The 23,899-nt window shown below is 72.9% G+C and carries 27 protein-coding genes; 2 read left to right on the top strand and 25 right to left on the bottom strand.

The annotated features are described in order from the left end of the window. Positions 1–32: 32 nt before the first annotated feature. Positions 33–743, top strand: a complete 711-nt coding sequence (locus LN652_RS04390) for a TetR/AcrR family transcriptional regulator (protein ID WP_230443473.1) — start codon at positions 33–35, stop codon at positions 741–743. Here LN652_RS04390 and LN652_RS04395 read toward each other — a convergent pair. The 4 genes from LN652_RS04395 to LN652_RS04410 form a co-directional block, all read right to left on the bottom strand. Then, on the bottom strand, positions 740–1,552 hold the full coding sequence (locus LN652_RS04395; RefSeq protein ID WP_230443474.1) for a DUF1206 domain-containing protein: 813 nt from the start codon (positions 1,550–1,552) through the stop codon (positions 740–742). The two genes, LN652_RS04390 and LN652_RS04395, sit on opposite strands and share 4 nt — an antisense overlap. Positions 1,553–1,616: 64 nt before the next feature. Next, a complete protein-coding gene (nusB, locus tag LN652_RS04400; protein ID WP_230443475.1) occupies positions 1,617–2,027 on the bottom strand; it encodes a transcription antitermination factor NusB in 411 nt (136 codons plus the stop codon). Between the two features lie 9 nt (positions 2,028–2,036). Next, complete coding sequence (gene efp / locus LN652_RS04405; RefSeq protein WP_211731507.1) at positions 2,037–2,600, bottom strand: elongation factor P; 564 nt, start codon at positions 2,598–2,600, stop codon at positions 2,037–2,039. Positions 2,601–2,693: 93 nt separating this feature from the next. Continuing rightward, positions 2,694–3,521, bottom strand: coding sequence for an aminoglycoside phosphotransferase family protein (locus tag LN652_RS04410; protein WP_230443476.1), 828 nt, complete (start codon positions 3,519–3,521; stop codon positions 2,694–2,696). Positions 3,522–3,553: 32 nt separating this feature from the next. On the opposite strand from LN652_RS04410, the gene LN652_RS04415 reads away from it, so the two are divergent. Beyond that, positions 3,554–4,207 (top strand): NAD(P)H-binding protein, encoded by a 654-nt coding sequence (locus LN652_RS04415; protein WP_230443477.1) that lies wholly within the window; start codon positions 3,554–3,556, stop codon positions 4,205–4,207. A 179-nt stretch (positions 4,208–4,386) separates the two neighbouring features. Here LN652_RS04415 and LN652_RS04420 read toward each other — a convergent pair whose 3' ends face one another. From LN652_RS04420 to LN652_RS04520, 21 genes are all read right to left on the bottom strand, one after another. Next, a complete protein-coding gene (locus LN652_RS04420; protein ID WP_230443478.1) occupies positions 4,387–4,743 on the bottom strand; it encodes a hypothetical protein in 357 nt (118 codons plus the stop codon). Continuing rightward, on the bottom strand, positions 4,740–4,916 hold the full coding sequence (locus LN652_RS04425) for a hypothetical protein (protein ID WP_230443479.1): 177 nt from the start codon (positions 4,914–4,916) through the stop codon (positions 4,740–4,742). Before LN652_RS04425 ends, LN652_RS04420 begins: the two co-directional genes overlap by 4 nt. 124 nt (positions 4,917–5,040) lie before the next feature. Then, on the bottom strand, positions 5,041–5,889 hold the full coding sequence (locus LN652_RS04430; RefSeq protein ID WP_230443480.1) for a PhzF family phenazine biosynthesis protein: 849 nt from the start codon (positions 5,887–5,889) through the stop codon (positions 5,041–5,043). Positions 5,890–5,901: 12 nt separating this feature from the next. Further along, positions 5,902–6,180: a hypothetical protein gene (locus LN652_RS04435; RefSeq protein WP_230443481.1), complete on the bottom strand. Its 279-nt coding sequence runs from the start codon at positions 6,178–6,180 to the stop codon at positions 5,902–5,904. A gap of 58 nt (positions 6,181–6,238) precedes the next feature. Then, positions 6,239–6,670, bottom strand: coding sequence for a type II 3-dehydroquinate dehydratase (locus LN652_RS04440; RefSeq protein WP_230443482.1), 432 nt, complete (start codon positions 6,668–6,670; stop codon positions 6,239–6,241). After that, entirely contained in the window at positions 6,667–7,455 is a 789-nt protein-coding gene (locus LN652_RS04445; RefSeq protein WP_230443483.1) for a DUF402 domain-containing protein, read from the bottom strand. The genes LN652_RS04440 and LN652_RS04445 overlap by 4 nt, the downstream gene beginning before the upstream one ends. Then, the gene (gene aroB / locus LN652_RS04450; RefSeq protein WP_230443484.1) at positions 7,452–8,549 is read right to left on the bottom strand and encodes a 3-dehydroquinate synthase; all 1,098 of its coding nucleotides are present in this window, start codon (positions 8,547–8,549) and stop codon (positions 7,452–7,454) included. Before aroB ends, LN652_RS04445 begins: the two co-directional genes overlap by 4 nt. After that, on the bottom strand, positions 8,542–9,099 hold the full coding sequence (locus LN652_RS04455; protein ID WP_230443485.1) for a shikimate kinase: 558 nt from the start codon (positions 9,097–9,099) through the stop codon (positions 8,542–8,544). Before LN652_RS04455 ends, aroB begins: the two co-directional genes overlap by 8 nt. 5 nt (positions 9,100–9,104) lie before the next feature. After that, positions 9,105–10,283 carry a chorismate synthase gene (gene aroC / locus LN652_RS04460; RefSeq protein WP_230443486.1) on the bottom strand — a complete coding sequence of 393 codons (1,179 nt, stop codon included), beginning with the start codon at positions 10,281–10,283 and terminating at the stop codon, positions 9,105–9,107. Between the two features lie 12 nt (positions 10,284–10,295). Next, a complete protein-coding gene (locus LN652_RS04465) occupies positions 10,296–11,021 on the bottom strand; it encodes a prepilin peptidase (protein ID WP_230443487.1) in 726 nt (241 codons plus the stop codon). After that, positions 11,018–11,842, bottom strand: a complete 825-nt coding sequence (locus tag LN652_RS04470) for a shikimate dehydrogenase (protein WP_230443488.1) — start codon at positions 11,840–11,842, stop codon at positions 11,018–11,020. The genes LN652_RS04465 and LN652_RS04470 overlap by 4 nt, the downstream gene beginning before the upstream one ends. Positions 11,843–11,882: 40 nt before the next feature. Further along, a complete protein-coding gene (mltG, locus tag LN652_RS04475) occupies positions 11,883–13,052 on the bottom strand; it encodes an endolytic transglycosylase MltG (RefSeq protein ID WP_230443489.1) in 1,170 nt (389 codons plus the stop codon). Continuing rightward, positions 13,045–13,506 (bottom strand): Holliday junction resolvase RuvX, encoded by a 462-nt coding sequence (gene ruvX / locus LN652_RS04480; protein ID WP_230443490.1) that lies wholly within the window; start codon positions 13,504–13,506, stop codon positions 13,045–13,047. The genes mltG and ruvX overlap by 8 nt, the downstream gene beginning before the upstream one ends. A 2-nt stretch (positions 13,507–13,508) precedes the next feature. Further along, positions 13,509–16,211 carry an alanine--tRNA ligase gene (alaS, locus tag LN652_RS04485; protein ID WP_230443491.1) on the bottom strand — a complete coding sequence of 901 codons (2,703 nt, stop codon included), beginning with the start codon at positions 16,209–16,211 and terminating at the stop codon, positions 13,509–13,511. Then, positions 16,211–16,483, bottom strand: a complete 273-nt coding sequence (locus tag LN652_RS04490; RefSeq protein ID WP_230443492.1) for a DUF6167 family protein — start codon at positions 16,481–16,483, stop codon at positions 16,211–16,213. Before LN652_RS04490 ends, alaS begins: the two co-directional genes overlap by 1 nt. Further along, entirely contained in the window at positions 16,483–16,998 is a 516-nt protein-coding gene (locus LN652_RS04495) for a hypothetical protein (RefSeq protein ID WP_230443493.1), read from the bottom strand. Before LN652_RS04495 ends, LN652_RS04490 begins: the two co-directional genes overlap by 1 nt. Positions 16,999–17,023: 25 nt before the next feature. Then, a complete protein-coding gene (locus LN652_RS04500; RefSeq protein ID WP_230443494.1) occupies positions 17,024–18,808 on the bottom strand; it encodes an ABC transporter substrate-binding protein in 1,785 nt (594 codons plus the stop codon). 80 nt (positions 18,809–18,888) lie between these two features. Further along, positions 18,889–20,217 carry a replication-associated recombination protein A gene (locus LN652_RS04505; RefSeq protein ID WP_230443495.1) on the bottom strand — a complete coding sequence of 443 codons (1,329 nt, stop codon included), beginning with the start codon at positions 20,215–20,217 and terminating at the stop codon, positions 18,889–18,891. 99 nt (positions 20,218–20,316) lie between these two features. Next, entirely contained in the window at positions 20,317–21,423 is a 1,107-nt protein-coding gene (locus LN652_RS04510; protein ID WP_230444685.1) for an ABC transporter ATP-binding protein, read from the bottom strand. Positions 21,424–21,632: 209 nt separating this feature from the next. Further along, a complete protein-coding gene (locus LN652_RS04515) occupies positions 21,633–22,721 on the bottom strand; it encodes an ABC transporter ATP-binding protein (RefSeq protein ID WP_230443496.1) in 1,089 nt (362 codons plus the stop codon). A gap of 11 nt (positions 22,722–22,732) precedes the next feature. Then, entirely contained in the window at positions 22,733–23,743 is a 1,011-nt protein-coding gene (locus tag LN652_RS04520) for an ABC transporter permease (protein ID WP_230443497.1), read from the bottom strand. Between the last annotated feature and the right edge of the window lie 156 nt (positions 23,744–23,899).

The following is a 23,899-nucleotide window of genomic DNA, read 5'->3' on the forward strand; positions in this document are numbered from 1 at the left end:
GAGGCCCCCGTCGTCTCCCTAGACTGACCGGCATGAGCACCGAGCCGTCGACCCCGACCGGCGCCACCCGCGGCACGACCGCGGCGGCCCGGCGACGGCTCCGCGAGGCGGAGATCATCGCCGCCACCCGGGCCCTCTTCGACGAGCGCGGGGTCCGCGACGCCCAGATCGAGGACATCGCCCGCGCCGTCGGCATCAACCGGGCGATCATCTACCGCCACTTCACCGGCAAGGAGGAGCTGTTCGCCCTCACCCTGGTGCAGTACCTCGACGAGCTGCGCGACGCGCTCCGCTCCGGCGCCGCCACCGCCGACGAGCCGCGCGCGCAGCTGCAGCGGCTCACGGAGGCGTTCGTCGACTACGGCCTCGCCCACCCTGCCTTCGTCGACTGCGCGCAGTCGATCATGCGTCGCCCGGGCGGCGACCTGCTCGAGGAGGTGAGCGAGAGCGCGATGTTCCGGCTGGGGCAGGCGATCAGCGGCTGCCTGGCGGTGCTGACCCAGACCATCGAGGCCGGCGTCGCGTCGGGCGACTTCCAGGTCGACGACCCCGGCCTGCTCGCCAACATGCTCTACGCCAGCGGGCTGGGCACCCTCCAGCTCGGCCGGGTCGCGATGCTCGTGTCCGAGGAGGCGCCGGGCGTGCCGCGGATCAGCCGGATCTCCGCCGAGCAGGTGCGCGACCACATGGTCACCACCGCGCTCGCCGTCGCCTCCGGCGGCACCCGGCCGCCGGGACGCTAGCGCGAGAGGTGCTTGGCGCGGGCGAAGCAGAACGCGCCATAGCCGGCGATCCCGAGCGCGATCGCGATCAGCAGCACCTGCCCGAACGGCTGCTCCAGCACCGTCTGCAGCGCCTGGTCGAGCCCGCCGGACTTCTTCGCGTCGTGGGTGGCCGAGGCCCAGGCGAACAAACCGCCCACGATCGCGATCGCGACGCCCTTGGCGATGTAGCCCACCTTGCCGAAGAGGACGTACGCCGAGCCGTCCTGCCCGGCCTGGCCCTGCGCGTCGAGGTGCTCGCGGAACTTCTCGGTCCAGCCGCGCACGACCAGCGAGATCCCGTAACCGATGATCGCGAGGCCGATCACGCCGACGATGAGCTGGCCGCCCGGCATCTGCATGATCTTCGCCGTGGTGCTGTCGGTCCCGCCCTTGCCGCCGCCGTCACCGGTGGCGGTCTTGAAGGCGCTCCACGCGAGGGCGCCGTAGATCACCGCCTTGCCGATCGAGGACGCGCGCTTGAGCAGCCGCTTCTTCTCGTCGGACTCGTCGGCGTAGCCGTAGAGCGCCTCGAGCACGCGCCACACGACGAGCAGCAGCATGCCGATCGCGATCAGCCAGACCAGCGCCTTGCCCATCGGCTGCTGGGCGAGGTAGTGCATGGCGCCGCTGTTGGAGGCCTGATCCTCCTTGTCGCCGATGGCGAGCTGGATCGCCAGCCACGCCACCAGCAGGTGGACGACGCCGTACGCCACCAGCCCGGCGCGGATCGCGTGGTCGAACCACGCGCTGTCATGGACCTTCTCGGCGGCGTCCGACGCGTTGCTCATGGGCCCAACGTAGGCCCTCGCAGAGGCTCCGGGCGAGGCCCGGAACCCCTGCGGGTGAGGCGGGTCAGACGAGGGTGGCGCGGTCGCGCATGACCGAGCCGAGCAGGCCGTTGACGAAGGTCGGCGACTCGTCGGTGGAGAGGTCCTGCACGAGGTGCATCGCCTCGCTCACCGCGACGCTCTGCGGCACGTCGTCGTCGCCCCACAGCAGCTCGAAGACGCCGATGCGCAGCACGTTGCGGTCGACCGCGGGCATCCGCCCGAGCGTCCAGCTCTTGCTGTAGGTGCTCAGCACCTCGTCGATGCGCTCGCGGTGCTCGACGACACCGCGCACCAGGGTGGCCGTGTAGGGGTTGGTCGGGCCCTCGCCGGCGGCGATGGCGCGCTCGAGCGCCTCCACCGGGTCCTCGGAGCGGAGCTCGGAGGCGAAGAGGATGTCCAGCGCGCGCTTGCGGGCCTTGGAACGGGCAGCCACGTGCGGAGCTCAGCCCTTGACGCGGCCGAGGTAGGACGAGTCGCGGGTGTCGACCTTGACCTTCTCGCCGGTGGTGATGAACAGCGGGACCGCGATGGTGTGGCCGGTCTCCAGCGTGGCGGGCTTGGTGCCGCCGGTGGAGCGGTCGCCCTGCAGGCCCGGCTCGGTCTCGGCGATGAGGAGCTCCACCGAGGCGGGCAGCTCGATGAAGAGCACGCGACCCTCGTTGGTGGCGACGATCGCCTCCTGGTTCTCCAGCATGAAGTTCTTCGCGTCGCCGACGACCTCGGGGGTGACCTCGAGCTGCTCGTAGGTGCTGGTGTCCATGAAGACGTAGGACGAGCCGTCGTTGTAGAGGTACTGCATGGTGCGCTTGTCGACGTTGGCCGTCTCGACCTTGGTGCCGGCGTTGAAGGTCTTGTCGACGTTCTTGCCCGACTCGACGTTGCGCAGCTTGGTGCGGACGAAGGCCGGGCCCTTGCCGGGCTTGACGTGCTGGAACTCGACGACGGACCAGAGCTGGCCCTCGATCTTGAGGACCATGCCGTTCTTCAGGTCGTTGGTGGTTGCCATGTGATTCTGTCCGCCTTCGTCGCTGTCTGGTCTCGAGGAGTGTCAAAGAACGTGTGGGCGACGAGACGACGGGTCCCGCGCCGACGGGCCAGTCTAGTGGTGGCCCACGAGAGCCATGAAATGCGCGGCGTGCGCCTCGGTCGTCCCCGCCGGGTTCCTGTGCCACGCGCGGTTGCCGGGCAGCAGCATCGCGAGCCAGAACGCCCCCCACAGCGGCCGGTAGGCCGCCGCCCGCTCCCGGTCGGCCCGGGTCAGCCCGACGGCGTCGGCGAGCGCGCGGGCGTCGTACACGCCCGGGAGCCGGCTGCCGAGGTGCTCGACGTGGTCGGCGAGCTCATAGGCCGGGTCGCTGAGGCCGGCGTCCTCGAAGTCGACGAGCCGCACCGCCCGCCCGTCCCACAGCACGTTGGCGGGGTTGAGGTCGGCGATCCCCAGGCAGGTCAGGTGCGGCTCCGGGAGCCGCGGGTCGGCGACGTACGCCCGCGCCGCCGCGAGCGCCTCGGCCACCAGGCCGGGGTCGCGGCACGGCGCGAGGTCGACCTCGCGGCCCAGCCACTCCACCATCAGGTCGGCGTGCTCGCGCGGGCCGTGGCTGCGTCCGCCGATCCCGGCGTCGGCCAGCGCGGTCGGCGCGACGTCGTACATCCGTCGCAGCGCTGCGCCCAGGGCCGCGGTCTGCGCCGCCGACAGCGGGCGCGGCGCGAGCGGCTCACCGGGGACCCGCTCCATCACGACCACCGGTGTCGCGCCGTCCTCGCGCCGCAGCGGGCGCGGGGCGAGCCCGGGTGCGTGCTCGGCCAGCAGCGCCAGGCAGGCCCACTCACGCTCGGCCTCGGCCTCGTGGTCGGCGACGAACTCCTTGCGGACCTCGGTGTCGCCGAGCGTCACCGCGTGCGTGGAGGTCTGGACCGTGGTCTGCACCGCGCCACCGTAGCCGCGCTAGCGTCTCTGACATGCACACCACGATCTTCGGCGGCCACGGCAAGGTGGCCCTCCTGCTCGCTCCCCTCCTCGTCGAGGCCGGTCACGAGGTCCACTCGGTGATCCGCAACCCCGACCACGTCGCCGAGGTCGAGGCGACCGGCGCCACCGCGGTGGTCTCCTCGGTCGAGGACGCCGACCTGGCCGCCCTCACCGACCTGCTCCGCGGCTCCGACGCGGTCGTCTGGTCGGCCGGCGCGGGCGGCGGGTCCCCCGAGCGCACCGACGCCGTCGACCGGGACGCCGCGATCCGCTCCATGGACGCCGCCGTCGCCGCGGGCGTCGGTCGCTACGTCATGGTGTCGTTCTCCGGCGCCTCCCCCGACCACCTGGTGCCCGAGGACGACCCGTTCCGGCGCTACCAGGACGCCAAGATCGCCGCCGACGACCACCTGCGCGGCACCGACCTCGGCTGGACCGTGCTGGGCCCCGGCGCGCTCACCTCCGAGGCGTCCGACGGGCGGGTCAACCCCGACGCCTCCTCGCGCGACGGCGACGAGTCGCCCCGCGAGCTGGTGGCGCAGGTCGCCGCCGCGGTGCTCGCCGACGAGCGCGCGGTCGGCAGGACGCTGGTCTTCGGCAAGGGCGAGGTCCCGATCGACGAGTGGCTCTCCTCGCTGGGCTGAGCCCACCGGCGGTCTGGGCCCACCGGCGGTCCGGACACCCGTCGTCCACACCCCTCCCGATAGTCCGCTGCGATCGGCCGGTGCCGGGCGCCCCGGGACCGGCCGTTCGCAGCGGACTACTGGTGGAGGGTGTGGACGGACGGGTCCCCCTCCCGTCGCGTCCCGGCCCGCTGGACGCCTCAGGCCCCGCCGGCCGCCTCGCGCAGCCGGTCGGCAGCGACCCGGAGGTCGCGCCAGTCGTTCACCGCGAGCCGCGCAGCCGTCGCCAGGCGCCCCACGTCGCCGTCGGCGACCAGCCAGAGGTCGTCCATCACGTCGGCCGGTGGCGCCAGGTCGCCGTAGCACCGGTGCCACCCCAGCTCGAACAGCTCGACGAGATCGAGCGCCGACCCGGAGGCCGGCCCGAAGTCGGCCTCGGCGCGACGGCGCGCCGCCTCGCGGCGCACCGCCATGCCGAGCCCCATGGTCGACAACGGCACCCGTCCCCCACCCCGGGCCCCCGCACCGCCCCCTGCGGCTCCGTCGCGCACCATCATCGGCGCACCCTCCTCGGCCGGACGGTCGTGATCCGGAGCAGCAGCGCGTCCCTGCGGGCCGCGCGCACCTCTCCCAGCTTGACCTGGCAGGTCCAGCAGCGGTCGGTCGCGACGCAGCACGTCGCGTCGCGCACCTCTGCCTCCAGCTGGTCCGCGTGCGCGCTCCTGCTCACCACGCTCCGCATCACGCCCTCCCCGACGCCGTTGACGGCACGACGTCTGGGCCCAGCCTCGCCGCAGCCGGGCAGCGGTCGCATCGGCAGAACTACCGATGTTCGCCGCGGGGCGTAGCCGCGATCAGGCGGGGCCGAGGTCGACCCGGCCCGCCACCCGCGTGACGGCGTCGCCGGACACCCAGACCGTCGCGTCGACGGCCTCGAGCCAGACGCGGCCCTCGCGGCCGATCACGCTGCCCTGCCGGGAGGTGTACGCGGCCGGCAGCGCCCCGCTGCCGATCAGCCACTGGGCCAGCCCGGCGTTCGCGCTGCCGGTGACGGGGTCCTCGGTGAAGTCGCGCCCGTCCGCGAAGAACGCCCGCACCTCGACGTCGGCGCCCAGCTCGTCCGCCCGCGCGTCGTCCCAGCGCCCCAGTACCGTGACCTTCAGGTCGGTGAACGCAGCGAGGTCGGGCACCAGCGCCACCACGGCCTCGGCGTCGCCGAGGTCGACCCCGACCCAGCCCGGTCCGTTGTCGATCCACGCCATGTCCTGCACGAGGGACGCCTGCACCGCGAGCCCGGCGAGGATCCGGTCCCGCAGCGCGTCGTCCACCGGCCCGGAGCGGACCAGCGGCGGCGCGGCGAACCCGAGCCGTGGCGAGCGGCGCACGTCGACCAGCCCGGCCCCGCACTCCTGCACCACGACGTCGCCGCGCGGCACTCCCCCGGCCTCCAGCCACGCGTGGGCGCTGCCGATCGTCGGGTGCCCGGCGAACGGGAGCTCACCCGCGGGCGTCCAGATCCGCACGCGGTAGTCCGCGGCCGGGTCGGTCGGTGCGCTCAGGAAGGTGGTCTCCGAGAGGTTGGTCCAGCGCGCGAAGGCCGCCATCTGCGCGTCGCTCACGCCGTCGGCGTCGTGGACGACGGCGAGCGGGTTGCCGAGCCACGGCTCGGAGCTGAACACGTCGACCTGGCGGAAGGGCAGCATCCGCCGATCCAATCAGAGGTGGGCGCTCCAGCGCCGTCCGGCCTCGTCCGCGGCGGCGGACAAGAGCGCAGCGAGCTCGGGCCGGTCCGGCACGGGGAACGAGACGTACGCGCCCCGACCGCCCGCGACCGGCCGCCCGTAGGCCTTCGCGGCCAGGGACCCGTCCGGCAGCATCCTGATCGTCAGGCTCTGGAGCTCGAACTCCTCGTCGCGGCGCGTGTCGCGCCAGCGCAGCTCCTCGGGGATGACCACGTTGATCGCCATCGCGCTGACCTCGACGCCCTCGTCCATGGGGGTCAGGCTCGCACGTCGGTGGGTCGGCCGGAAGCTCCTGCCGGCTCGGCGGCGCTCAGGTCCCGGAGAGGAACACGAGCGCCTGGCGGTAGCCGTCGATCCCCTGCCCGGCGATCGTCGCGGCGGCGTGCGGCTCGACGACGGACGTGTGCCGGAACTCCTCGGCGCGCTGCTTGGGGTCGGAGATGTGCACCTCGACCAGCGGCGCGGTGAGCTGGGCGCAGGCGTCCCAGAGGGCCAGCGAGTAGTGGGTCCAGGCGCCCGCGTTGAGCACCACCGGCACCCCGTCGTCGGCGGCGGCGTTGAGCCAGTCGAGCAGGTCGCCCTCGTGGTTGGTCTGGCGCACCTCGACCTCCAGCCCGAGTCCGCTCCCCCACTCCACGCACTGGTGCGCGAGCTCGGCGTGGGTCGTCGATCCGTAGATCTCCGGCTGGCGCCGGCCGAGCCGGCCGAGGTTGGGGCCGTTCAGGACGAGGACACGGGTCATGCCGAGAGCGTACGGCTCCGCGCGGCCCGGACGTCGTCGCCGTCCGGCAGCGACGGCGGCGTCCACGCGGCCGGCGGCCGCCAGGTGGTCCACTCCTCGTCGAGCACCCACGAGCGGCCCTCGACGACCTCGGCGCGCGCCCACTCGGCGACGGCGCGGACCTCGTCGGCCGCGGCCGCCGACAGGTGGCCTCCCGCGACCGCCGCCCCGATCTCGTCGGCGTCCTTGAGCCAGAGCGCGCCGTCCGCGTCGAGCCAGAGGTCGAGGACGAGGTCGCGCGAGGCCGTCGTCGCGCCGTCGCGGTGGTGGACCAGCTCGAGGTTGACGTAGTGGCCGGCGAGGCTGCCGTCGTCCTCGAGGAAGACCCAGACCGACCAGGGGCGTCCGGTCGGCGCCAGGCGCAGCACCCCCGAGCCCTGCCAGCGGCGGACCACCGGGGCGCGGGGCACCCCGAAGCGCTCCTCCAGCGGCACCTCGCGCATCGCGCGCCCGTCCGCGGGCCACCACATCAGCTGCTCGGTGTCCTCTGCGAGCCAGGCGACCAGCCCGCGCTCGTCGTCGCGGACCACCCGCATCGGGTCGATGCTCGCGCCGTGGCACCACTGGACCACCTCGCCCGGGGCGAGGAAGGGCCCGCTGCCGGCGACCGGCCATCCCGCGCCGACCGAGCGGTGCTCCTCCAGCAGCGCCAGGTCGACCTGCCGCGGGGCGGCCGCCCCGGACAGCCGCTGCATCGTCCCGCCGGACTCGCTGACGGCCGTCTCGTCCCCCGTGGTGTCGCTCACTTGGCAGACGCTAGCGCCGCGTAGGCCGCGCGCAGGTCGTCCTCGCCGGGGCCGGCGAGGATCCGCGGCGCGGCCAGGGCGTCGAGCACGACGAACCGGAGCTGTGAGCCCCGCGCCTTCTTGTCCACCTTCATCGCGGCGTGCAGGTCGTCGAAGGAGGCCGCGTCGTAGGTCGTCGGCAGCCCGACCCGCGCCAGCACCGCACGGTGCCGCTCGACGAGCGCAGGGTCGAGCGAGCCGGCCCGCGCGGCGAGCTCGGCGACGTAGACGCAGCCGATGGCGACGGCCTCGCCGTGGCGCACGGCGTAGTCGCTGGTGCGCTCGATCGCGTGCGCCAGGGTGTGGCCGTAGTTGAGCACCTCGCGGCCCGGGTGGCCCCCGGTGCCGCCGGTCTCCTTGAGGTCGTCGACCACGACGTCCACCTTCACCCGGACGGCCCGCTCGACGAGCTCGCGCAGCTCGGGTGAGTCCCACGTGATCGCGGCGGGGTCGGTGCGCTCGACGAGGTCGAGGATCGCGGGGTCGGCGACGAAGCCGCACTTGACCACCTCGCCGAGCCCGGCGACGAGCTCCGCGCGCGGCAGCGACTCCAGCAGCGCGAGGTCGCACAGCACGCCGGCCGGCTCGTGGAAGGCGCCGACGAGGTTCTTCCCGGCGCCGGTGTTGATGCCGGTCTTGCCACCCACGGCCGCGTCGACCATCGCGAGCAGCGTCGTCGGCACGTGGACGACGCGCACGCCGCGCAGCCAGCTCGCCGCCACGAACCCGCCCAGGTCGGTGGTCGCTCCCCCGCCGATCGTGACGACGGCGTCGGAGCGGGTGAAGCCGGCCTCGCCGAGCGCCTCCCAGCAGTCCGCGGCGACGGGTGCGGTCTTCGCCCGCTCCCCGTCGGGCAGGCCGAGCGCCAGCACGTCGTAGTGCTCGACCAGCGCGTCGACGACGGGGTCGGCGAGCGCGCCCAGCGTGCCGGCGTAGAGCACGGCGACGCGCTGCACCGACTCGCCCAGCATCCCGGGCAGCCGGTCGGCCAGGCCGTGGCCGACCACCACGTCGTAGGGCGAGGCGCCTCCGACGTGGATGACCGTGTCAGTCATGCTCCGGGGTCCCCTCGGCGTCGTGCGACGGAGACGGACGTCGCCGAGTCGCGCCCAGCAGGTCCCGGATCTCCGCGGCCACCTCGTCGGGGGTGCGGCCGTCGGTCTCCACGACGTGGTCGGCCACCGACTCGTAGATCGGGGCGCGCTCGTCGAGGAGGGCCTTGATCCGCCCCCGCACGTTGCCGAGGAGCAGCGGGCGCCCGACCCCGAGGCCGACCCGCCGGACCGCGTCGGAGAGCCCGACGCGCAGGAACACCACCGTCACGCCGTCGAGCGCCGCACGTGTCTCGGGGCGCAGCACGGCGCCGCCACCGAGGGCCAGGACGCCGTCGTGGTCGGCCAGCGCGGACGCCACTGCCGCCGCCTCGAGGTCACGGAAGGTCTCCTCGCCGGACTCCACGAAGATGTCGGCGATCTCGCGGCCGCTGGTGGCCACGATGTCGGCGTCGGTGTCGCGCACCGGCACTCCCCACGCGTCGCCGAGCAGGCCGGCGACCGTCGTCTTGCCGGCGCCCATCGGTCCGACGAGCACCACACGGGGAGCCATCGCGCTCACCTGAACCGGAGGGTGTCGAGGTACGACTCGGCGTTGCGCCGGGTCTCGGCGACCGAGTCGCCGCCGAACTTCTCGACCACCGCGTCGGCCAGCACCAGCGCCACCATCGCCTCGGCGACGATGCCCGCGGCGGGCACCGCGCACACGTCGGAGCGCTGGTGGTGGGCGACGGTGGCCTCGCCGGTGGCGACGTCGACGGTGCGCAGCGCCCGCGGGACCGTGGCGATGGGCTTCATCGCCGCGCGCACCCGCAGCACCTCGCCGGTCGACATGCCACCCTCCGTGCCACCGGAGCGGCCCGAGGCGCGGCGCAGGCCTTCGTCGGTCGCCACGATCTCGTCGTGGGCCAGCGAGCCCGGGGTGTCGGCGAGCTCGAAGCCGTCACCGACCTCGACGCCCTTGATCGCCTGGATGCCCATCAGCGCGCCGGCCAGCCGGGCGTCGAGGCGGCGGTCCCAGTGCACGTGGGAGCCGAGGCCCGGCGGGAGGCCGTGGACGACGACCTCGACGACGCCGCCGAGGGTGTCGCCGTCCTTGTGGGCCTCGTCGATGCGCGCCACCATCGCGGCGCTCGCCCCGGGGTCGAGGCAGCGCACCTCGTCGGCGTCGAGGCGCTCGACGTCGTCGGGCCCGGGGATCGAGCCCGCGGGAGCCTTCACCCCGCCGAGCGACACGACGTGGGAGACGATCCGGGCGCCGACGGCCTGCTCGAGGAAGTTGGAGGCGACGCGACCGAGCGCGACGCGGGCCGCGGTCTCGCGGGCGGACGCGCGCTCGAGGATCGGGCGGGCCTCGTCGAAGTCGTACTTCTGCATGCCGACGAGGTCGGCGTGGCCGGGGCGCGGGCGGGTCAGCGCGGCGTTGCGGGCGAGGGCGTCGAGCTCGACCGGGTCGACGGGATCGGCCGACATGACCTTCTCCCACTTCGGCCACTCGGTGTTGCCGACCTCGATGGCGACCGGGCCGCCCTGGGTCTCACCGTGGCGCACGCCGCCGAGGACCCGCACCTGGTCCTGCTCGAACTTCATCCGTGCCCCGCGGCCGTAGCCGAGGCGGCGCCGGGCGAGCGAGTCGGCGAGGTCGTCGGTCGTGACGCGGACGTGGGCGGGCAGCCCCTCGAGGATCGCCACCAGCGAGGGACCGTGGGACTCGCCTGCTGTGAGCCATCGGAGCATGGCGCCAGTCTCTCAGCCCCAGAGCCGCGCACCGAGCGCGGTCCCCCAGACGAGACCCACCAGTGCTCCCGCGAGCATCGCCGGACCGAAGGGGTACGCCTTGCGCACCAGCGCCAGGTCGCGGCGCACCAGCGCCAGCAGCACGCCCGGGACGCCGAGCGCGACGAAACCGGACCACAGGCCGAGCGCGACCGCACCCCAGCCCTCCCAGCCGAGCACCAGGCCGACCAGCGCGGCGAGCCGCACGTCGCCGAAGCCGAGCCCCGACGCGTGGACGAACCACAGCACCCAGAAGAACGAGCGCACGACGACCATGGCGACCACCGCGCGCACCAGGGCGTCGCGCTGGTCGGTGGCGAGGCCGACCACGACGACCGCGGCCAGCACGGCGAGGGTGGCCGGCACGACGACCCGGCGCGGCAGCAGCCGCGTGTGCCAGTCGACGTGGGCCAGGCCCACCGCCACCGGCACCAGCGGGGCGAGCCAGACGAGCGGCCAGTCGAGACCCTGGGTGGCGCCCACCAGGGCGCCGAGCACCGCCGACACCAGCGCGCAGCGCCAGCCCAGCCCGGGGCGCGCCGCCAGCACGGCGTACGCCACCGGCGGCTCCTCGCCCTCGGGCAGCGGCGTCGTCGGCGGCTCGGGTGCCGGCAGCTGCGCGAGGACGACCGGCACCAGCAGGCCCCCGAGCGCCGCGACGAGCGCCGCGAGCAGCGAGGCCAGCACGGTGTCGGTCACGTCGGGCTCCGTCCGGCGAGCGCGCGGTGGCCCGCCTCCCTCATCGCCTCCAGGGGAGCCTGCAGGCCGGTGAAGAGATGGAACTGCAGGACCGCCTGGTGCACCAGCAGGTCCAGCCCACCCACGAGCACCCGGTCGCCCGCCGACGCGGCGAGCGGCGTGGGCCAGGGGTCGTAGAGCACCTCGAACAGCACCGGCGCGAGCCCGCACCGCGCGACCAGGTCGGGGGTCTGCGCCGCCGCCGGGACGGTCGAGGTCACCACGTCGACGTCGAGCGGGTCGCGGCCCGCCAGGTCGCCGGTGGTCACCTCGATCCCGGCCGGGTGGGACCGCAGCGCCCGCACCGTCTCCTCCGCGCGGGACGCGTCGCGGACCAGCACCCGGACCGAGCGCACCCCGAGGTCGGCCAGGGCCAGCCCGGTCGAGGTGGCCGTCGCGCCGCCGCCGAGCACCGCGGCCGACACCAGCGGCAACGAGGTGCGCTCGCGCACCGCCGCCACCGCTCCCGGGAGGTCGGTGTTGTCACCGGTGCGGGCGCCGTCGTCGTCCAGCACCAGGGTGTTGACCGCCCCCGCGAGCCGCGCGCGGTCGGTCAGCCGGTCGGCCAGCGCCATCGCCTCGCGCTTGAGGGGCATGGTCAGCGACAGCCCGCGCCACTGCGGGTCGAGGCCGTCGAGGAAGCCCGCCAGCCCGCCGGCCGACACCCGGTGCGCGTCGTAGCGCCAGTCGAGCCCGAGCGCGGCGTAGCCGGCGCGGTGCAGGACCGGGGACAGCGAGTGGGCGACCGGGTCGCCCAGCACGCCGCAGCGGCGCCCGCTCACCCCCGGCCGCTCCCGCCGTACGTCGCGCCGACCCCCGGGATCAGCACCGGTCCGACGTCTCGCAGTAGGTCTTGTACTCCTCGCGTCCCTCGAGGAACCCGTCGTAGGTCTCGTAGAACTTCGTCTCGCCCGTGGAGAGGTCGACGGTGACGTAGTAGTACCAGCCGCCCTCCTCCGGGTTGGCGGCCGCGGCGATCGCGTCGTCGCCCGGCGCCTCGATGGGCGTCGGCGGGAGCCCGGCGTTGAGGCGGGTGTTGTAGGGCGTGTCCTCGGCGAGCTGCTCGGGCGTCAGCTCGGTGGAGCCGGGCGAGAGCCCGAGGCCGTAGGCGATGGCCGCGTCGATGCCGAGGGTGCCGTTGGTGCCGCCCTTGTCGCCGGGGCCGTCGAGGCGGTTGTAGATGACCCGCGAGATCTTCGGCATGTCGGAGCCGCGGCCCTCGGCCTGGATCAGCGAGGCGATGATCATCAGCTCGCCCGGCGTGTGGCCGAGCTCGGCGGCCTTCTCCTCCAGGCCCGCCTCGTCGGCCGCCTGCTGCCAGCGCGCCACCATCATCTTGAGGATCGCGACCGGCTTCATGCCGGGCTTGATCTCGTAGGTCGCCGGGAAGAGGTAGCCCTCGGCGTTGCCGTCGGCGTAGTCGGGCAGCCCGATCCGGTCGGGCTGCTGCAGCGCCCGGTTGTAGGCCGCCTCGGAGAAGTCGGTGCCCTCGGCGAGGGTGGACACGATCTCGGTGAGGCGGAGGCCCTCGGGGATCGTGACGGTCGGGAAGCCGATCAGGTTGGCGGGGTCGATGAGGACCTCGAGCGCGTCGGAGGCCTTCATCTCCTTCTGGAGCTCGTAGGCACCCACCTGGATGCCGCTGGAGTCGGGCTCGCCGGCCGCGGCGTCGATGAAGGCCTGGACCGACTTGGTGACGCCCTCGGCCTTCAGGTTGCGGCCGATCTGGGCGACGGAGTCGCCCTCGTTGACGTCGAACTGCACCGAGCCGGTGCCGGGTCCGGGGTAGTCGTCCGGTCCCTGGAACTGGTCGGAGACCCACTCCACGCCCTTGGTGAGGCCGACGTAGAAGCCGCCGACGAGCACCGCCAGCGCGACCACGACGGCGAGGCAGCCCTTGCCGCCGCGGCGCTTGCGCCGCTTGCCGCCGGGGACGTACTCGTAGGGCTGGTCGTCGCGGTCGTCCTCGACGGGGGCCTCGTGCTCACTCATCGTTCACCTCGACGATCTCTCCGGGTGGCCTTCCGCTCGACCGCTCCGTGTCGAGGGCAGTCTGCAGGATCAGCACGGCCGCTGCCTGGTCGACCACGGCACGCCGTTTCGCCCCACGTCGGCCCTGCTCGCGCAGGATCGACTCGGCCGAGACCGTGGTCAGTCGCTCATCACACAGCCTGACGGGGACGGGTGCAACTCGGCGCGCCACCTTGGCCGCGAACTCGCGGACCTTGGTCGCGGCCGGTCCCTCGTCCCCGCTGAGCGAGCGCGGGAGGCCCACCACGACCTCCACCGCCTCGACCTCGACGGCGAGCGCGGCGATGCGGCGTACGTCCCCGGACCCGCGCCGGACCGTCTCGACCGGGGTGGCGAGGAAGCCGGAGGGGTCGCTGCGGGCGACACCGATCCGGGAGTCCCCCGGGTCGATGCCCAGCCGCACGCCGAACCGCACGCTCAGCCCTGCGCCGCTCGTGCGCCGACCTCGGCGGTGACCAGCGCCAGGGCCTCGTCGATGCGCGACGCGTCGGTGCCGCCGCCCTGGGCGACGTCGTCCTTGCCGCCGCCCTTGCCGCCGAGCAGCGGGCCGACCGCGCGGACCAGCTCGCCGGCCGACAGCCCGCGGGCGCGCGCCTCGTCGTTGGTGGCGGCCACGACCGACACCTTGCCGTCGGCCTGACCGATGACCACCACGACGCCGGGCTCGCCCTGCGGCAGCCGGCCGCGCACGTCCATCGCGAGGTTGCGGACGTCGCCTCCCGACGCGCCGTCGGCGCGGTGGGCGACCAGCCGCACCGGACCGACCTGCGTCGCACCGGCGGCGAGCTCCGCGCTGGCGCCGAGCAGCTGGGCCAGGCGGGCCTTCTCCAGCTCCTTCTCCACCGACTTCAGCCGCTCGGTGAGGCCCTGGACGCGCGACACGAGGTCGTCGGGCTGGGTCTTCAGCAGGCCGGTGAGCTGGGCGACGACGTCGCGCTCGCGGGCGAGGTAGCCGAAGCCCTCGACGCCGGTGAGCGCCTCGATCCGGCGGTTGCCGGAGCCGACGCTGGTCTCGCCGGTGACGACGACGGTGCCGATCTGCGAGGAGTGGTCGACGTGGGTGCCGCCGCACAGCTCGCGCGACCAGGGTCCGCCGATCTCGACGACGCGGACCTTCGTGTTGTCGTAGGTCTCGCCGAACAGCGCGATCGCGCCCCACTCCTTGGCCTGCTCGAGCGTCATGTAGTCCCACGCGACCGGGAGGTCGGCGCGCAGCGCCTGCTGGGAGACCAGCTCGACGTCGCGGACCTGCTCGGGGGTGAGCGCCTGGGTCCAGCCGAAGTCGAGGCGGAGGTAGCCCGGGCGGTTGTAGGAGCCCGACTGCAGGGCGGTGGGGCCGAGCACCTCGCGCAGCGCGGCGTGCACCACGTGGGTGCCGGAGTGCGCCTGGCGGGCGCCGGTGCGCCACTCCGGGTCGACCCGCGCGTGCACCTCGCGGCCGGCGTCGAGCTCGCCCTCGACCACACGGACCTGGTGCACCACCAGGCCCTTGATCGGGCGCTGCACGTCGACGACCTCGAGCACGCCGCCGTCGAAGACGATCCGACCCGCGTCGGCGACCTGGCCGCCCGACTCGGCGTAGAACGGGGTCCGGTCGAGGACCAGCTCGCCGACCTCGCCCTCGGCGAGGCGCTGGACCGCGGTGCCGCCGCTGAGCAGCGCCAACGGACGGGACTCGGTCTCGAGGGTCTCGTAGGCCAGCCACTCGGTGGGTCCGTGCTCGTCGAAGATCCCGCGGTAGACCGCGGTGTCGCCGTGCGCGCCCTTCTTGGCCCGCGCGTCGGCCTTGGCGCGCTCGCGCTGCTCGGCCATCAGCCCGCGGAAGCCCTGCTCGTCGACCGCGAGGCCCGCCTCGGCGGCCATCTCCAGGGTGAGGTCGATCGGGAAGCCGTAGGTGTCGTGCAGCGCGAAGGCGCGCTCGCCGGACAGCGTCGAGCCGCCCGACTGCTTCACCTCGGCGGCCGCGGTGTCGAAGATCTGCGTGCCGGACTGCAGCGTCTTGCGGAACGCGTCCTCCTCGGCGAACGCGACCTGCGAGATGCGCGGCCAGTCGGTCAGGAGGTTGTCGTAGGTCTCCCCCATCCTGTCGCGCGAGACCGGCATCAGCTCGGGCAGCACGCGGGCCTCGCAGCCGAGCAGACGCATCGAGCGCACCGCCCGGCGCAGCAGCCGGCGCAGGACGTAGCCGCGACCGTCGTTGCCAGGCGTCACGCCGTCGCCGATGAGCATCATCGAGGAGCGCACGTGGTCGGCGACGACGCGGAAGCGCACGTCGTCGGCCGGGTCCGCGCCGTACTTCTTCCCGGTGAGCTCCTCCGCCTTCTCGATGACGGGGTACATCACGTCGATCTCGTACATGTTGTTCTTGCCCTGGAGCAGGAAAGCGACCCGGTCGAGGCCCATGCCGGTGTCGATGTTCTTCTTCGGCAGCGAGCCCGCGACGTCGAAGTCGACCTTGGAGCGCACCGCGCTCAGCTCGTCCTGCATGAAGACGAGGTTCCAGATCTCGAGCAGCCGGTCCTCGAGCTCGTAGGGCATGTCCGGGCCGAGGGTGGCCGGGTCGAAGTCCGGGCCCCACTCGGGACCGCGGTCGTAGAGGATCTCCGAGCACGGGCCGCCCGGGCCGGGCACGCCCATCGACCAGTAGTTCTCCTTGTTGCCGAGCTGGACGATGCGCTCGCGCGGGAAGCCGGTGGTCTTCATCCAGAACTCGATCGCCTCGTCGTCGCCGACGAGCACCGACGGGTAGAGGCGCTCCGGGTCGAGGCCGTAGCCGCCGTCCTCGACCGCCCCGGTGAGCAGCGTCCAGGCCAGCTCGATCGCGCGCTCCTTGAAGTAGTCGCCGAAGGAGAAGTTGCCGCACATCTCGAAGAACGTGCCGTGGCGGGTGGTCTTGCCGACGTCCTCGATGTCGGGCGTCCGCACGCACTTCTGGATGCTGGTCGCCCGGTCGTAGGGCGGGGTCTCCTGGCCGAGGAAGTACGGCTTGAAGGGGACCATGCCGGCCGGCACGAACAGCAGGTTCGGGTCGTCGGCGAGGAGCGACGCGGACGGCACCACCGCGTGCCCGGCGGCCTCGAAGTGCGCGAGGAAGCGGCGGCGGATCTCGGCGGTGTCCATCAGTGGGGGTCCTTCGTCTCGGTGGTGCTCGTCAGCTCGGGAAGTCCGTCTGGACCTGAAGTGGGCCTCAGGCCCAGCTGCTCCCGCAACTCGGTTTCACGCTCGTCCCGGCCCTGGCGGACCTCCTCGGCGAACAGGCGGGCGCCGACCTGCCAGCCGCGGACGCGGTCGCGCAGGCCGTCGGCGGTGAGCGACTCGGCGACGCGGCGGGCGCGGGCAGCGGCGTAGACCCCGACCCCCGCCCCGGCGACGAACCAGAGAGGGCGTCCCATCAGGCGACGTCCTCCCCGACCTCGGCCGGACGGCCCGCCGACCGCTCGCGGGCACGGAACTCGCGCAGCGCCTGCTTCATCTCCGCACGACGCTCGCGTCCGGCGCGCCTGGTCTCGCGGCGCACCTCGAAGCGGATCCGGTTGCGGGTCTCGGCCGACAGCGCGCGACGCACGCCGTGGGTCCACGACGCGGCCGCGACGACCGCCTCACGGGCCACGATGTCGGTGAAGAGCCGCCCGTCGATCTCCCGCGCCACCGGCTGCGGCGCGACGTCGGGACGCAGCGCGGTGATCACGAACGTCGCCGCGTCCTCCCCGGACGGAGCCGGAGGTGCCGTGGTGACGGGTGACTCCAGCAGCGCGACACGCTCGGACAGCTCACGGGCCAGGACGTCGGCCCGGGCCTCGGCGCGGAGCGCACGGGCGCGGGCGCGCAGGCCGACGAGCAGCGCCACGAGCGCCAGCACCGAGGCCGTCGCCGTGGTGGCCACCAGCCACGCCTGCTCCGTCGTCACCCGGACAGCCTATAAGCCGCGCCGTTCACCGCTCGAGGTAGAGGTCCTTGTAGTTGGGCGTTCCCATCGAGCTGTCTCCGCTGGGGTTGCCGACGTCGGTGCCGAAGACGAACAGCCGGTTGATGTAGGCGATCGGGATCACGGGGAACCACGTCGACATGATCTTCTCGTCGAGCGCACCCCACGCGGCGGCCTGCTCGTCGACGGGGAGCATCGCGATCCGGTCCATCTCGTCGTCGACCGACTGCTCGGAGAAGCCCGCCGTGTTGAGGAGCGCCCCGGTCCTCAGGAGGGTCGGCAGGATCGCCGAGCCGCCGGGCCACAGTGGGCAGAGGCTGGCGCCCCGCACGTCGAGCTTCTGGTTGAGCGGGTCGTCGGGGTCGAGCCATACGTTGTAGGGCGACTCCTGGACCGGGATCGCCCGTACGGAGAAGCCACCGGCCTCGAAGCCCTTCGTGATCTGCTCCTGGGCCGCACGCGCCTGGTCGTCGACCTCGTAGTAGATCATCGTGATCGGGTACGGCTCGTCCGCGTGGCCGGCCTCGGCCAGCAGCTCGCGCGAGCGCGCCGGGTCGTAGCCGGTCTGCGCGCCCCCGACCCGGACGTCGTGACGCCCGGCCATCCCGGGCGGCATCACCGAGCTCGCCGGCACGCGGGTCACGTCCGGGACCTCACCGCCGGCGATCCACACGTCGCGGTAGGGGAACGCGTGCGCCAGCGCCCGGCGCACCCGGACGTCCGCGACCTTGTCGTAGTCCGGCGCGAGCGTCGACACGCAGTCGGTCGGGGTCTGCACCAGTCGCTCGCCCAACGACGAGCTGGCCTCCTCGTAGCGCCCCGACCCCACCGCCGTGGCGATGGCCGCGCGACCGCGGGGGCTGTCGGACAGCATGATCTCGTCGACCTTGGCCTGGTCCTGGCTGAACTTGAAGACCCACCGCTCGGGGTACTGGTGACGCGCCGGGTCGGACCCGGCGTCCCACTCCTCGTTGCGCACCAGCACGAGCTGCTCGGCCGGGTCCCAGCGCTCGACCCGGTAGGGTCCGTTGGCGAGCGGACGCAGCTTGTAGTCCCCCGGCGCCGAGGCGTCGCCGACGGGGACCGGGCCCATCGCCATGGAGGCGCCGTAGTAGTCCATGTCCGGGAAGGGCCGCGACATCTCCAGGGTGATGTCCTGGCCGTCGACCGAGATGCCCGGCCAGTCCCGGCAGGTCGGGTCCTCGCCGGAGTACGGGCCCAAGTAGCCCTCGGCGCCGGCGAAGTAGGTGCGCGAGTACTGGGCGCCGGGCCCCGCGGGGAACTCTCCGGCGTCGAGCGAGCGGCAGATCCCGAAGGCCACCTGCTCGGCGGTCACGCTGCTGCCGTCCTCCCACGTCGCGTCGTCACGGATCGTGAAGGTCCACTCGGTGTAGTCCTCGTTGTGCCGGCCCAGGTCGGTGGCCAGGTCGGGCACGAGCACCGTCTCGCCGTCCTCGCCGCGCGCGTACTGGGTCAGCGACCGGCTCACCAGGGCCTGCTGGATCGGGTTGCCGATCGCGGAGAACGCCTCGGAGGGGTCCAACGTGTCCGGGCCGGGAGCACCAGGGAGGTAGACCGTCAGGGTGCCGCCCTCGACCGCGCCCTCGACCTCGGGGGCCGGACCGCGACGGTCGGCGTCGCGGCGAGCCGCGCCCATCTCCACGTACGCCCGCGTGCCACCCGTGCGGTCACCGTTACCGCCGTCGTCCCGGGCGGGCCCGCCTGCACAGGCGGCGAGGCCGGCCACCAGGACCGCCCCGGCTCCGAGGACCAGCGGCTTCGACCGGCTCATGCTCGACGTTCTCCCCTTCGACGCGTGCGAGGCATCAGTGGACCATGCTCTCACGCCTCACCGGGCACGAACGCGATGTGCTACCGGCCACGCACGATCCGGCGCACCCGCTCCCACCGCTCGCGCACGCCCGCCTCGGCACCCAGGCTGGTCGGGGTGTAGTAGCTCGCGTCGGCGAGGGCGTCGGGGAGGTACTGCTGCTCCACGACGCCGTACGGCTCGTCGTGCGGGTACGCGTAGCCCTTGCCGTGGCCCAGGTCCTTCGCGCCGCCGTAGTGGGCGTCGCGCAGGTGGGACGGCACCTGGCCGATCTTCCCGGCGCGCACGTCGGAGATGGCGGCGTCGATGGCGCTGATCACCGCGTTGGACTTCGGCGCGACGGCGAGGTGGATCGTGGCCTGGGCGAGGTTGATCCGGGCCTCGGGCATCCCGATCAGCTGGACCGCCTGTGCGGCCGCGACGGCGGCCTGGAGGGCGGTCGGGTCGGCCAGGCCGATGTCCTCGCTGGCGTGCACGACGAGCCGGCGCGCGATGAACCGCGGGTCCTCCCCCGCCTCGATCATCCGCGCGAGGTAGTGCAGCGCGGCGTCCGGGTCGGAGCCACGGATCGACTTGATGAACGCGCTGATCACGTCGTAGTGCTGGTCGCCCTGGCGGTCGTAGCGCACCGCGGCCTGGTCGACGGCCGTCTCGGCGGTCGCCAGGTCGATGACGTCCTGCCCGTTGCTGGTCGCGGCGCCGGCAGCCGCCTCGAGGTAGGTCAGCGCTCGGCGGGCGTCCCCGCCGGCCAGGCGCACGAGGTGGTCGCGCGCGTCGTCCTCGAGCGAGGTCTCGCCCGACAGCCCGCGCTCGTCGGCGAGCGCCTGGTCGATCACCTCGGCGACGTCGTCGTCGGTGAGCGACTGGAGCCGCAGCAGCAGGCTGCGCGAGAGCAGCGGGCTGATGACCGAGAAGAACGGGTTCTCGGTGGTGGCGGCGATCAGGGTGACCCACCGGTTCTCCACCCCCGGGAGCAGCGCGTCCTGCTGGGCCTTGGTGAAGCGGTGCACCTCGTCGACGAACAGCACCGTCTCCTGTCCGCTGCGCACCAGCTCGGCACGGGCGCCGTCGATCGCCGCCCGCACCTCCTTGACCCCGGCAGCCACCGCGGAGACCTCGACGAAGCGGCGCCGGGTCTGCTGGCTGACGATCGCCGCGATGGTCGTCTTGCCGGTCCCGGGCGGTCCCCAGAGCAGCAGCGACATCGACTGGTCGCCCTCGACCAGCCGGCGCAGCGGCGAGCCCGCCGCGCGCAGCTGCTGCTGGCCGACGAGCTCGTCGATGGTGCGTGGTCGCATCCGCACGGCCAGGGGCGCGGAGGCGTGCGTGTTGGCGCCGAGCGACCCGGCGCCCGGGTCGTTCCCGGACACGGAACCGGGCGCGGGTTGCCCCGCGCCCGGAATCTCGAACAGGCCGTCCACGCGACCGAGTATCCCAGTCCCGGCGCGGTGGCCGGGACCGGGACCGGGTCAGGCCCCGGTGGTCTGCTTCGTCTTCAGGTCGTACCAGGTCTTCTCGTAGCCCGGGATGGTGAGCTGCGTGTTGGACGGGACGGCACCGGAGACCGCGCTGCCCTGGTCGTCGACGCCGAGCAGCTCCGTCGTCACGGGCGCCGCCGGGTGGGCGCCGAGCTCGCCGGCGAAGTGGCAGGCGACCTTGTGGCGAGGACCGATCTGCAGCAGCGGCGGCTCGACCTTCGCGCAGATCTCCTGCGCGAACTGGCAGCGGGTGCGGAACCGGCAGCCGGACGGCGGGTTGATCGGGCTCGGGACGTCGCCCTCGAGCCGGATCCGCTCGCGCCGACCGCCGATCGCCGCCTGCTTCACGTCGGGCACCGCCGAGAGCAGCGCCTGGGTGTAGGGGTGGTGCGGGCGGCCGTAGATGGTCTCGCGGTCGCCGATCTCGACGATCTTGCCGAGGTACATGACGGCGATCTCGGGGCAGAAGTGCCGCACGATCGCGAGGTCGTGGGCGATGAACAGGAACGCCACGTCGAACTCGCGCTGGATGTCCTGGAGCAGGTTGACGACCTGCGCCTGGATCGACACGTCGAGCGCGGAGACCGGCTCGTCCGCGACCAGCACCTTCGGGTTGAGGGTCAGCGCGCGGGCGATGCCGATGCGCTGGCGCTGGCCGCCGGAGAACTCGTTCGGGTAGCGGTTGTAGTGCTCGGGGTTGAGCCCGACCACCTCGAGCAGCTCCTGGACCCGCTTGAGGACCTGGTTCTTCGGGACGATCTTGTGCACCTCGAGGGGCGCGCCGACGATCGTGCCGACCGTGTGGCGCGGGTTCAGCGAGGTGTACGGGTCCTGGAAGATCATCTGCACGTCGCGGCGCAGCGGCTTCATCTCGCGGTTGTTGAGCTTGGCCAGGTCGTGGCCGTCGAACATCATCGACCCGCCGGTGGGCTTGTAGAGGCGGGTGATGAGCCGGCCGGTGGTGGACTTGCCGCAGCCGGACTCGCCGACCATGCCGAGCGACCCGCCCTTGGGCACCTCGAACGAGATGCCGTCGACCGCCTGGACGTGGCCGATCGTGCGGCGCACCAGGCCGGAGGACTTCACCGGGAAGTACATCTTCAGGTTGTCGACGGTCAGCACCGCCGGGGCGTCGGGGTCGAGCTCGGTGGCGGCACGCCCCAGGTCGGCGAGGTCCAGGCTCTCGTGGGCGAGCTCGTGGTCGGCCGTCACGTCGTGACGGTCGTCGAGCACGCGGTCACCGGTCTCGGCCGCGTTGGCGCCCACCTCGGTCGGCTCGATCGAGGCACGGGCGTTGGGGTCCTGGGTCATCGGGTCTCCTCGACGAGGTCGGGGGCGATCTCGGGCAGCACCTCGGTCTGGTAGACCGCGACGGGGTCGGCGAGGTGGCAGCGCTTGAGGTGCGCCGTGCCCGAGCTGGCCGGCAGCAGCTCGGGAAGCTGGGTGCTGCACAGGTCGCCGGCGACCTTGTCGGAGTGCACGCACCGCGGGTGGAAGGAACAACCCGACGGCGGCCGCAGCAGGCTCGGCGGGTTGCCCGGGATCGGGATGAGGCGCGCGTCGGTGGAGGCGCTGACGTCCGGGATGCTCGAGAGCAGGCCCCAGGTGTAGGGCATCTCGGGCGACGTCAGGATCTGCTTCGCGGTGCCGTACTCCACGCAGCGACCGGCGTACATCACGAGGACGTCGTCGGCCATCTCGGCGATCACGCCGAGGTCGTGGGTGATGATGATGACGGCGGAGTTGAACTCGCGCTGCAGGTCCTGGAGCAGGTCGAGGATCTGCGCCTGCACCGTCACGTCGAGCGCGGTGGTCGGCTCGTCGGCGATGAGCAGGGACGGGTCGTTGATCAGGCCCATCGCGATCATGGCGCGCTGGCGCATGCCGCCGGAGAACTGGTGCGGGAAGTCGTCCACGCGACGGTCCGGCTGCGGGATGCCGACGCGGTCGAGCATCTCGATCGCCTTGCGGCGCGCGTCGCGCTTGGAGGCGCCCGAGTGGTGCACCAGGTAGGCCTCCTCGAGCTGCTTGCCGATCTTGTAGAACGGGTGCAGCGCGGCGAGCGCGTCCTGGAAGATCATCGCCATCGAGTTGCCGCGCAGGCCACGCATGCGCGACTCGCTCAGGCCGACGACCTCGGTGCCGCCGACGCGGATCGAGCCGGAGATCTGGGCCGACTTCGCGTCGTGCAGGCCCATCACGGCCATGCTGGAGACGGACTTGCCCGAGCCGGACTCGCCCACGATGCCGAGGGTCTTGCCCTTCTCGACCGAGTAGCTCAGGCCGCTGACCGCGGTCACCGGGCCGTCCTCGGTCGGGAAGGTCACCTTCAGGTCCTCGACGACGAGGAACGGGCCGTCGGACTCGGCCGCCGCGGCGGCGCTGGTCTGGGTCATGGGAACGCTGGTCACGAGAGCCTCACCCTCGGGTCGAGGACGGAGTAGACGATGTCCACGAGCAGGTTGGAGATGATCAGGACGACGGCGCTGAACAGGGCGGTGGCCTGCACGACCGGCAGGTCCTTGCCCTGGACGGCCTGGAGGCTCCAGTAGCCGATGCCCTGGATCTCGAAGATTCGTTCGGTGAAGATCGTGCCGGCCAGCAGGGTGCCGAAGTCGATGCCGAAGATGGTGACGACGGGCACCAGGGCGGCGCGCAGGCCGTGCTTGTAGACGATGGTCCGGGTCGGCAGGCCCTTGGCCTTCGCCGTGCGGATGTAGTCCTCGCTGAGCGCCTCGACCATCGCGCCGCGGGTGAATCGCGTGTACTGCGTGCAGCCGAAGATGCCGAGCGCGACCCACGCCAGGAACATGCCGCTGAACCACTTCCACGGCCCGTCGGCGATCGGAGAGAAGTAGCCGGTGTCGCTGAAGAGCGGCACCTGGAAGGTGATCGTGAGGTAGAGCCAGGTCAGCAGCGCGAAGAGGTAGTACGGGATCGAGCTGATGAACAGGAAGCTCGAGACGAGCGCCTTGTCCGAGACCGAGCCGCGGCGCCTCGCCGCCGCCACCCCGATCGGGATGCCGAAGAGCAGGTAGAGGAACGCGCCGCCGATGGCCACGGAGAACGTCGCCGGCATGCGGTCGACCAGCTCCTCCTTGACCGGCTGCTTGGTGCGGTAGCTCAGGCCCAGACAGGGGGCGTCGCAGCGGTACTCGTTGGAGGCGATCGTGAGGGTGCGTCCGACGAAGACGCCGGAGACGTACTTGCCGTACTCCTCGTAGACCGGGTTGTTGTAGCCCAGGGTCCTCTCGTACCGCTCCAGCTTCTCCGCCGAGCAGCGGTTGCTGGTCTCTCGGTCGCAGATCGGCTGGGCCGGACTCGAGGGTCCGTACCAGAACAGCAGGAAGATCGCCATCGAGACCAGCGTCACGACGAGGACTCCCGAGATCAGCCTCTTCACGATATACGCGAACATCGCAGGTCACTCTCCGGGGATGGTGGATGAGTCGGACCCCCCGAGGCAGGAAGCCTACTGGGTCCGCGCTGCCGTGTGGGGGCCCCCGGATCGGGAACCCCCACACGTCAGTGTTGCTTGGGTGTTGCTCGAGTGCTCAGGTGGAGCGGGTGCCCC

Source organism: Nocardioides okcheonensis, from assembly GCF_020991065.1.
In the GTDB taxonomy this organism is placed as follows: Bacteria; Actinomycetota; Actinomycetes; order Propionibacteriales; family Nocardioidaceae; genus Nocardioides; species Nocardioides okcheonensis.